The following is a 10,249-nucleotide window of genomic DNA, read 5'->3' on the forward strand; positions in this document are numbered from 1 at the left end:
CCGGCTCGCGCTGGCCGCGTTGGCTCACGCGAGCGCGCTCCCGCGGCTGTGGTTGTGGGTGGGGGGGGGGGGGGGGGGGGCGCGGGGGGGGGCCCCCCCCCCCCCCCCCCCCCGGGCGGATACGCCGCGTCTCCCTGCCCTACCTGCTCCTCCTGCCCGCCCTGCTCCTCGAACTCCTGGTCCATCTGGTGCCGATGGTCATCGGCGTCGTGATGAGCTTCAAGGAACTCACGCAGTTCTACATCCGCGACTGGGGCAACGCCCCCTGGTCCGGCCTCGACAACTACCGGATGTCGGTCGACTTCGACGCCCCGGTCGGCGAGGCGCTGCTCCACTCCTTCTTCGTCACCGTCGGCTTCACCCTGCTGTCGGTCGGCCTGTGCTGGCTGATCGGCACGGCCGCCGCGATCTGCATGCAGGACACGTTCCGCGGCCGAGGACTGCTGCGCGCCCTGTTCCTGGTGCCGTACGCGCTGCCCGTCTACGCGGCCGTCATCACCTGGGTGTTCATGTTCCAGCACGACAACGGCCTGGTGAACCACGTCCTGCACGACCAGCTGCACCTCACCGGCAAGCCGTCCTTCTGGCTCATCGGCGACAACAGCTTCTACGCCCTGCTGATCGTCTCGGTGTGGAAGGGCTGGCCGTTCGCCTTCCTCATCGTCATGGCGGGACTGCAGAACATCCCGCGCGAGCTGTACGAGGCGGCCGCACTGGACGGCGCGGGCCTGTGGCAGCAGATCCGCCGCATCACGCTCCCCTCCCTGCGGCCCGTCAACCAGGTCCTGGTCCTCGTCCTGTTCCTGTGGACGTTCAACGACTTCAACACGCCCTACGTCCTGTTCGGCAGGTCGGCACCGGAATCCGCGGACCTCATCTCGGTCCACATCTACCAGGCGTCCTTCGTCACCTGGAACTTCGGCACCGGCTCGGCCATGTCCGTCCTGCTGCTGCTGTTCCTGCTCGTGGTGACGGGCGTGTACCTCCTGCTCACCTCGCGCGGACGGAGGGCCGCAGATGTCTAGCTCCCGCGTCCCCTCCTCCCCGATGGCCCCGCCCCGCTCCTTCCTCTGGGCCAGACGGATCTTCCTCACCCTGCTCACCGGCTTCGTCCTGGTGCCCGTGTACGTCATGGTCTCCAGCAGCCTGAAGCCGCTCGCGGACGTGACGGGCAAGTTCCGCTGGCTGCCCAGCGGCCTGACGATCCGCCCGTACATCGACATCTGGTCGACCGTGCCGCTCGCGAGGTACTTCGTGAACTCGCTGGTCGTGGCGGGCTCGGCGACCGTCTGCTCGGTGGTGATCGCGGTGTTCGCCGCGTACGCCGTCAGCCGCTACACCTTCCGCGGCAAGCGCGTCTTCACCGTCACCGTGCTGTCGACGCAGATGTTCCCCGGCATCCTCTTCCTCCTGCCCCTGTTCCTCCTGTACGTCAACATCGGCAACGCCACCGGCATCGCCCTGTTCGGCTCGCGCGGCGGACTGATCCTGACGTACCTGACCTTCTCCCTCCCGTTCTCGATCTGGATGCTGATCGGGTACTTCGACTCGGTGCCGAGGGACCTGGACGAGGCCGCGCTGGTGGACGGCTGCGGACCGCTCGGCGCCCTCTTCCGGATCGTCGTGCCGGCCGCGGTCCCCGGCATCGTCGCGGTCGCCGTGTACGCCTTCATGACCGCCTGGGGCGAGGTCCTCTTCGCCTCCGTCATGACCAACGACACCACCCGCACCCTCGCCGTCGGCCTGCAGGGCTACTCCACGCTCAATGACGTCTACTGGAACCAGATCATGGCCGCGTCGCTGGTCGTGAGCGTGCCCGTGGTCGCGGGCTTCCTGCTGCTGCAGCGCTATCTCGTCGCGGGACTGACGGCGGGCGCCGTCAAGTGAACCCGCCCCGTTCCGAAGGGACTTCCGTGTCCGAACGCATCGACCTCGCCGCACTCCCGCACGACTTCCTGTGGGGCACGGCCACATCGGCGTACCAGATCGAGGGGGCCGTCGCCGAGGACGGCCGCTCCCCGTCGATCTGGGACACCTTCTCGCACACCCCGGGAAAGACCGACAACGACGACCACGGCGACGTCGCCTGCGACCACTACCACCGCTGGCGCGAGGACATCGGCCTCATGCGCCGACTGGGCACCAACGCCTACCGGTTGTCGGTCGCCTGGCCGCGCGTAATGCCCGGCGGCGACGGCCCGGTGAACCCCAAGGGCCTCGCCTTCTACGACGAGTTGGTGGACGGCCTCCTGGCTGCGGGCATCACCCCCTCCGTCACCCTCTACCACTGGGACCTGCCCCAGGTCCTCCAGGACCGCGGCGGCTGGCCCGAGCGGGACACCGCCCTCGCGTTCGCCGAGTACGCCTCGGCCGTCGCCACCCGCCTCGGCGACCGGGTGCGGCTCTGGGCCACCCTCAACGAGCCCTCCTGCTCGGCCTGGATCGGCCACCTGGAGGGCAAGATGGCCCCGGGCCTGACCGACCTGACGGCCGCAGTCCGCGCCTCCTACCACCTGCTCCTCGGCCACGGCCTCGCCACCGAGGCGATCCGCGCGGCCGCCCCGGGCGCACGGGTCGGCATCGTCAACAACCTCTCCACGGTGTTCGCGGCCAGCGACCGCCCGGAGGACGTGGCGGCCGCCCGCCGCCACGACGGCCACGTCAACCGCTGGTGGCTCGACCCCGTCCACGGGCGCGGCTTCCCGGCCGACATGCGCGAGGCGTACGGAGTCGAACTCCCCGAGCAGCCGAACGACCTGGCGACGATCGCCGCCCCGCTGGACTGGCTCGGCCTCAACTACTACTTCCCGGCGTACGTGGCGGACGACCCCACCGGCCCCGCCCCGCACGTCCGCTCCGTACGCCGCCCCGACGTTCCCCGCACCGGCATGGACTGGGAGATCGACGCGAGCGGCATCGAGACGCTGCTGCTGCGCCTCACCGACGACTACGGCGCGCGGAAGATCTACGTCACGGAGAACGGCTCCGCCTACCCGGACGTCGTCCGCCCCGACGGCACCGTCGACGACCCCGAGCGCCAGGAGTACCTGGTGAGCCACCTCGCGGCCTGCGCCTCGGCGGCCCGCAAGGGCGCCCCGCTGGCCGGCTACTTCGCCTGGTCGCTGCTGGACAACTTCGAGTGGGCCTACGGCTACGACAAGCGCTTCGGCCTCGTCCACGTCGACTACCGCACCCAGGCCCGCACCATCAAGGGGACCGGACACCGGTACGCGGAGATCGTCCGGGCCCACCGCGGCGGACGCACAACGGAGCGGTCGTGAGGGACCTCCCACCTGCGGGTTCACCAAGAACAGGCAAAGTTTGTTAACGTTGTCAACGAGGATCGTCATTGCAGTTTGAACGGCTCCTGTGTACGGTGGCCGCATGACGGACCATGCCACCTCGCCGGCTGCCGGGGCACTCGTCAACGGCTCCGAAATCGCCCGGCTCGCAGGTGTCACCCGCGCCGCGGTGTCGAACTGGAGGCGGCGGTACGACGACTTCCCCGCACCCGTCGGCGGGGGTGTGAACAGTCCGCTCTTCGACCTGGCCGAGGTTCAGACGTGGCTGGACAAACAGCGCAAAGGGCAGGACGTCTCGGAAGAGGTGCAGCTGTGGCAGGCACTGCGCGGAGCCTACGGTGAAGACGTGCTTGGTGGTCTCGGCGATGTGGCGGGGCTCCTCGCCGCTCCTGGGCGGGCGAATGCGGGCGCGATGTCCGCGGAGACCGTTGCCCTGGTGCGTCGCCTGGCCGAGAGCAGTTCCGCGAGTGAGGTGGTGACCGCTCTCGCCGAGCGCTTCACCGACTCCGTGCGCCGCGCCGGGTCCGACCAGGTCACCTCACCACGCATCGTTCGTGCCGTGCGGCATTTCGCCGGTGAGGTGGCGACCGACGCGACACTCTTCGATCCGGCCTGTGGTATCGGGACCCTGCTCCTGACCATCGGCCCTGAGCGCGGGCCCCGTAGGTACGGCCAGGAGTCGGACGCCCGCAGCGCCCGCTTCGCCCAGCTGCGCGCCGACCTCGCCGGACGTACTGACGTCGGCATCGTCACGGGAGACTCACTGCGTGACGACCGATGGGCCGACCTGAAGGCCGATCTCGTCGTCTGCGACCCTCCCATCGGCGACGCGGACTGGGGGCGCGAAGAACTGCTTCTCGACTCCCGCTGGGAGTTCGGCACACCTTCGCGGGCCGAGGGTGAACTCGCCTGGGTCCAGCACGCCTACGCGCACACCGCGCCCGGCGGCCGGGTCCTCATGGTCATGCCCGCGTCCGTCGCCTACCGCAAGGCGGGCCGCCGCATCCGCGCGGAGCTCGTACGGCGCGGTGTCCTGACCCAGGTGACCGCTCTTCCTTCGGGCGCCGCGGCGTCCCATGCGTTGCCCGTGCATCTCTGGCATCTGCGCCGCCCGGAGTCTCTCGGTGATGCGGCGACCAGCGTGCGCATGGTCGACCTGACCGCGAACGACCCGGACGGTTCGCTGCAGCCGCGATCCGACCAAACGGCGGACGTTTCTCTGATCGAACTGTTGGACGATGCCGTGGACCTCACCCCAGGCCGTCATGTGGTCGAGTCGCATCGCGATTACGCGGCGGAGTACCAGGCCCTGCGTCTGGAGCTCGCTGAGCAGGTAGGACTTCTTGCCGAGTTGCTGCCCGGGCTGACAGCCGGAGCGGGTGTCAGTGCCCTTGAGGGGCCGTCCGTCAGTGTCGCCGACCTCGCCCGCGCCGGACTGGTCGAGTACGGCGATCCGGAGCCTGTCTCGGTCAGCGACCAGCTCGACACCGACTTCCTCCAGGGATTCCTGCGCAGCTCGGCGAACACCCGGCGCTCGACGAGCGCCAGTGGCACCTTCCGGTTGGACGGTAAGGGCGCGCGCATTCCGCAGATGGACATCGCGGACCAGCGGCGGTACGGCGCCGCGTTCCGTGCACTGCAGCAGTTCGAGGAACTGGCCCGACGTGTGGCGGAGTTGAGCACGCAGGCGTCGGCGCTGGCCCGGGACGGGCTCGGCAACGGGGCGCTGACACCCGGGGAGTGACAGGCGCGCTCGACGGCTTGTCGGTGTCAGTTCCCCCGTGGCACGAACGAACTTGCCACACCGCTCCAGGACACCGACAGCGCCTCCCGCGCCCGCGTGCAGGCCACGAACAGCAGGCACCGTTCGCGCAGCAGGTCCGAGTCGTGCTGGAGTGCGTCCACCGAGACGGGCGTGACCTCGCGGGCGAAGGGCACCGCACTCGCCGTCACCCCGAGGACGGCTACGCAGCGGAACTCCAGTCCCTTCATGGCATGCATGGTGGCGAGCCGGACCCCGTCGGTGTCCGGTCCGGGGTTGTCCTTGACTCTGACCACCGGGACGCCTGCCGCGACCAGCTTGTCGTAGGCCTTGTCGAGCAGCACGTTGAAGCGGGCGCAGACACCTATCTCCGACGGGCGGATGCCCTGGGCGATCCAGCCGAGGACGCGTTCGACGAGCGCCGCGACCTCGGCCTGCTCAGAGCCGTACCCGTCCAGCTGCGGCCTGCGGCCGTGCAGCAGCGACCGATAGCCCGCCAGCGTGTCGCTGCCCTCGCCGCCGAGGTCGTCGACCGAGACCGGGCTGAGGATGCCCGTCGACCAGGCGAGGATCTCCTCCGTGCTGCGGTAGTTGATGCGCAGGCGATGAGTGCGTCCTGCCACGGAGATGCCCAGGGAGCCGAGCGAGACCTTCGAGTCGTAGATCCGCTGGTGCGGGTCGCCCGTGATGAACAGGTCATCGCTGCCGGGTGCCACCGCGCCGCGCAGGACGCGCCACTGGGCAGGGTGCAGGTCCTGTGCCTCGTCGACCACGACGTGGTCGTGTGTCGGCGACGAGGCAGCGAGGAGGTCGGCCGCCTGTGCGCACACCTTGAGGTGGGTGGTGGCCTTCTGGTCGCGCAGCAGGGACTCGAACAGCTCGACGGCGGGCCACAGCTGCTCCCTCCGCGCCGGTGACAGCGCGCTGCCGCGGCCGCGCCGTGAGGCGGCGCGGTAGGCGTCGAGAGTGCGCAAGTCCTGGGCGAGGACGACGTGCCGGTACTCCTGCGCAAGGAACTGCTCGGTCCAGGGCAGCCCGAGCTTCTTGACGACCCGCTGCCACAGCTGCCGTTCCTCCCTGTCGCCCACGGGAGAGGGGGCCTTGCCGTCGTGGCGGGTCACGATGCCGTGCGCGTAGGCGTTGACCGTGGTCACGTCGACGCGGTCGAGCAGCGTGGCGTCAGCGTCCAGGAGAAGCGACAGGTTCTCGCGCAGGGCGGTGGCAAGGGCATTGGTGTAGGTGGTGAGCAGGACTCGGGTGTCCGGCGAGCGAGTGAGCAGGTGCTTGACGCGGTGCAGGGCGGCGACCGTCTTGCCCGTGCCCGGCCCACCGGTCACCTGGACCGGACCGCCGTACGACACCCGGTAGGCGACCCGGCGCTGCGAGGGGTGGAGGAACACCCGCCAGGCCGCGAACGGCTTCTCCAGGATGTCGGCGAGCTCCTGCGGGCCGGTGACCAGGGTGATGCGGCTCGTGGTGTTGGCGATGGCGACGGCCAGGCTCTCGTCCGGGTCGGGGCCCGCGTCGACGGGACGGCGCACGGCGACCACGTCCCGGTACACATCTTCGGGGCTGAACTCCTCGGCGAGGTACTGCAGGACCTCGCACTGGTCCTCCGGCAGCAGCGTCTCGAAGGCCTGCAGCTGGGCCTTGTCGACGATGGTCCGCACGGCCCGCAACACCTGGTCGTCGATTCCGAGTTCGCGCAGCACAGTGTCCGAGTACTTGGCGAACAGCAGCGAGTCGGCCGTGGCGGCGGCCTGTTCCAGGGCAGGAGTCAGCTGCTCGATGGCGACCACGTTGCGGACTTCCAGCGCCCGCGTCGCGGAGTTCGTCGTGTACAGCCGCTTGGCCGCCCAGGTGTACGCGTCGTCGTGCGGGACGACGTTGACGAGCAGGAACACATCACTGCCGTCGTCCGGAGCGAGAACTACACCGCGCCAGAAGTCGTTGATGCGGATGGTCCGCATACGCGGGTCGCGCGCGTTCTCCACGGACTCCAGGTGCAGACCCTTGTCCGCCTGCAGTTCGGGCACGGTGAGCAGTTGGAACTTCTGCATGGCCTTGCGCACGCCGGCCCTGACGGGCTTCTCCAGGACGTCGTAGCTCTCCCAGAAACTGTTGGCGAACGCGAGCTGCGGCACGACGTGCACTCCCCACCCTGGACGGACACTCCGCAGTCGATCATACGCGCAGGGTGTACGGAATTCATGCCTCTGTCATATGCCGGGCGATCGCGGCGATGTCCTCGAGCAGGCCGGACGGTTCCTGGTCCAGGTCCAGGGCATGCTGATGGATCACGATGCCCGCGTGCCGCACCCGGTGGGCGGCGTGCGGGGCGTTGCCCTTCGCGTACACCAGGTGCCCCTCGCCCAGCCCCAGGGCCGTGCAGTACGCCAGCATCTGGTACAGGTCACCGTCCGGATAGCCGCCCTGCTTCTCCGCCTTGTACTTGGCGTCCACGACGGCACACGGCCGGCGGTCCGGCCCGTACAGCACGAAGTCCGGCTTCATACGGATCGCCGACGCCTCGTCGAGGTGGTGCGGATCCTGGAACCGGCAGGTGTGAACCGAGCCGCGGAAAGCCTCGCGCAGGGCGACCGTCACGAAGTCCTCGAAGAGCTTGTTCATGTCGAACAGGAACCCGTCGATCCGGAGCCCGCCCGGGGCATGCTCCGCCGACGCGTCCTCCAGGACGGCGCGGGCGAGGTGGAGGGCATGGTGGTAGCGGGCGTTGAGGCGCGTCGGCCGCCAGCAGGGGAGCGGCTGTCCGCGCACCACGGCGGTGACGTCGATCAGCCGGGCACGCTGGTGGAGCAGCCTGCGTCGCACGTCGCGCGGTACACCGGGAAGCCGCAGCAGGCGCTCGACGGCCGCCCGCAGGATGCGGTTCTCCGCGATGTCGCTGGTGAACTCGTCGTACGCCACCTCCACGGGCAGTGCCGCGCCGAACCGGCGCCGTATCTGCTCGGCCTCCCGGATCCGGCCGTGGACGACCAGTGCGGACTCCTCGGTCGCCCGGTACCCCTGGAGGAGGCCCTGGCGCAGGGCCCGGTCCACCTGACGCTCCACCGCGTGCGCGAGCGCGGGCAGCAGATCGCGGTGCTCGGCCACCTCGACCTCGCCGTCCCGCCAACCGCTCCGCGGGTCGAGGCTGTAGCCGAGCAGGAAAAAGAGGCGTGCGATGGGGGTCTTGGGGGTGACGCGCACGGTGAACGGCTCGTCCGTACCGGGTACAGCGACGGCCACCGCGCCGACCTTGCTGCCCGCCCGCAGCGACCAACGGCCCGGTGTGTACGGGTCAGGGGCCGCGTCCAGCATGTCCCCGGCGGCCAGCGCACGCCCGACCACGTCGGGCAGGGCAACGCTCACCGCCGGCGCGTGCTCGACGAGCTCGACGACCGACGTCACCCCAGTGACTCCCGCAACGTGGCCAGCCCGTACCGCTTCTCGACGTCCACGCCCTCGCCGTAATGGTGCTCCTCCAGCAGCGGCAGGATCTTGGTCCGCCACGTGCGCTCCAGGCCGCCGTCCCGGTAGACACCCTTCTTCATCAGATACGAGGGCCCGATCCGGAAGTCGGGATCGTCGATACGGGAGTTGAGCGCGTCGAGAAGATCGGCGGGCTCGGCGGCCCGGCCCTCCTTGGCCAGCCAGCGGCGCAGCAGCCCGCTCGTGGGCTCGGTGCGCGGAGACAGCTCCACGAACGCGAACCGCCGCCGCATGGCCGCGTCCACGAGGGCGATGGACCGGTCCGCGGTGTTCATCGTGCCGATCACGAACAGATTCGGCGGCAGCGCGAAGTCGTCGCCGGAGTAGGTGAGCCGAACCGACTTGTTCCGGTACTCCAGCAGGAAGTACAGCTCGCCGAACACCTTCGCCAGGTTGGCGCGGTTGATCTCGTCGATGATCAGGAAGTGCGGGATGTGGCGGTTGCCCTCGCGGGAGGCGAGGTCGGCGAGTTCGCGCAGCGGTCCGGCGGTGAGCCGGAAAGCGACCTCCCTGGTCTGCGGGTCCTCCTGGGGCCGGAACCCCTCGAAGAAGTCCTCGTACGCGTACGACGGATGGAACTGCACCAGCTTGACCTGCTCGGGCCCGCCACCGAGGAACTCGGCGAGCTTCAGCGCGAGGTAGGTCTTACCGGTGCCGGGCGGGCCGTACAGCACCAGTTGCCGTTCGTCCCAGAGCAGGTCCCGCACTTCTCGCAGCCACGCCGCGGCATGCACGAGGAGTTCGTCGGCCAGATCGTCCGTCGGCTCAGGCAGTTCGAGCTCGCGGCGGGCCGCCAGCGCCGGGATCTCCACGCTCGGATCGCGGTCTACGGCCTGATCTTCCTCGGCCAGCTCTTGGTCGCTGAGGCCGAGCCCGTCCACCAAGGCCTGGACGGAGGACAGGTCGACCACGTCGTGCTGGACCGACAGCTTCTGCTGCAGTTCCTCCGGCAGCTCGTCGTACGGGTAGCCGTGCGGTTGCCATTCCACCGGCCGCCGCAGATTGGATCGCCCGCCCTCAGACTCGACCTGCTCCGCCCCGCCGGTGATCTCGCCGACGTACAGCCGGCCACCGGAGATGGTGCAGACCGTGTCACCAGGTTTCATCCGGGAGAGGAACGCGTGTGCCTCTTCCGCCAGTTGCTGCTTCTGGCTGTATGTGGCGGTTGATTCGTAGTCCTCTTGGATCAGGACGCGCAGCTGATCCTTGCTGATGCCCTGCTCCACACCTTGGCGCAGCCGCGCGGCAGCGAGTGTGACAAGTCCCTCCGGCAGCCACATCCGCTGGACGAGGTCGAGTCCGCTCACGTTCGAACCGCGGGCCAGCCAAGGGCGGTTGGGGCCTGGCCACATCCCTGGCATGAAGTCCCCGAGGGGGCGGCCGTCCTCCGTCTTCCAATTGATCCAACCGTTGGCGCTGTGGCCTTTCAACACCGCCGCAGCCCTGGAAGAGGAGTCGAAAGTGATGGCCTCGGCTGTCTCCAGCCAGCCAGGCCATTTCTCGGACGGCTTGATCCGTCCCTCCTGTATCAGCTCCTCCCGCTGCGTGTGGGCACCTGCCACGCGGGTGGGGAACGAGGGTACGACGTCGGGCCGCACGGGCTGGCCGGCGTAGACGACGAAACTGCGGCTCCCCCGTTTGCCCCAGTTGGTAGCCCGGCGCCCCGGGGGGGGCCGGGCCACCGGCGGGAGTG

At 69.5% G+C, this 10,249-nt stretch carries 7 protein-coding genes; 4 read left to right on the top strand and 3 right to left on the bottom strand.

The features are described 5' to 3' along the window. The 4 genes from ACFW2E_RS15095 to ACFW2E_RS15110 form a co-directional block, all read left to right on the top strand. Window positions 1-1,025: carbohydrate ABC transporter permease (locus ACFW2E_RS15095; protein ID WP_384466428.1), on the top strand; the 1,025-nt coding region annotated here is incomplete at its 5' end. A 22-nt stretch (window positions 1,026-1,047) separates the two neighbouring features. Further along, window positions 1,048-1,887 carry a carbohydrate ABC transporter permease gene (locus ACFW2E_RS15100; RefSeq protein WP_384466460.1) on the top strand — a complete coding sequence of 280 codons (840 nt, stop codon included), beginning with the start codon at window positions 1,048-1,050 and terminating at the stop codon, window positions 1,885-1,887. A gap of 26 nt (window positions 1,888-1,913) precedes the next feature. Continuing rightward, window positions 1,914-3,281, top strand: coding sequence for a GH1 family beta-glucosidase (locus tag ACFW2E_RS15105; RefSeq protein ID WP_384466430.1), 1,368 nt, complete (start codon window positions 1,914-1,916; stop codon window positions 3,279-3,281). A 103-nt stretch (window positions 3,282-3,384) separates the two neighbouring features. Beyond that, window positions 3,385-5,046: an N-6 DNA methylase gene (locus ACFW2E_RS15110; protein ID WP_384466432.1), complete on the top strand. Its 1,662-nt coding sequence runs from the start codon at window positions 3,385-3,387 to the stop codon at window positions 5,044-5,046. 26 nt (window positions 5,047-5,072) lie between these two features. Here the strand turns inward: ACFW2E_RS15110 and ACFW2E_RS15115 are convergent, their stop codons facing one another. The 3 genes from ACFW2E_RS15115 to ACFW2E_RS15125 form a co-directional block, all read right to left on the bottom strand. After that, entirely contained in the window at window positions 5,073-7,208 is a 2,136-nt protein-coding gene (locus tag ACFW2E_RS15115; protein WP_384466434.1) for a UvrD-helicase domain-containing protein, read from the bottom strand. Window positions 7,209-7,272: 64 nt separating this feature from the next. Beyond that, window positions 7,273-8,475, bottom strand: a complete 1,203-nt coding sequence (locus ACFW2E_RS15120; RefSeq protein ID WP_384466435.1) for an McrC family protein — start codon at window positions 8,473-8,475, stop codon at window positions 7,273-7,275. Next, the gene (locus tag ACFW2E_RS15125; protein ID WP_384466462.1) at window positions 8,472-10,238 is read right to left on the bottom strand and encodes a DUF4357 domain-containing protein; all 1,767 of its coding nucleotides are present in this window, start codon (window positions 10,236-10,238) and stop codon (window positions 8,472-8,474) included. The genes ACFW2E_RS15120 and ACFW2E_RS15125 overlap by 4 nt, the downstream gene beginning before the upstream one ends. Between the last annotated feature and the right edge of the window lie 11 nt (window positions 10,239-10,249).

This window comes from Streptomyces sp. NPDC058964, from assembly GCF_042741275.1.
Taxonomy (GTDB): domain Bacteria; phylum Actinomycetota; class Actinomycetes; order Streptomycetales; family Streptomycetaceae; genus Streptomyces.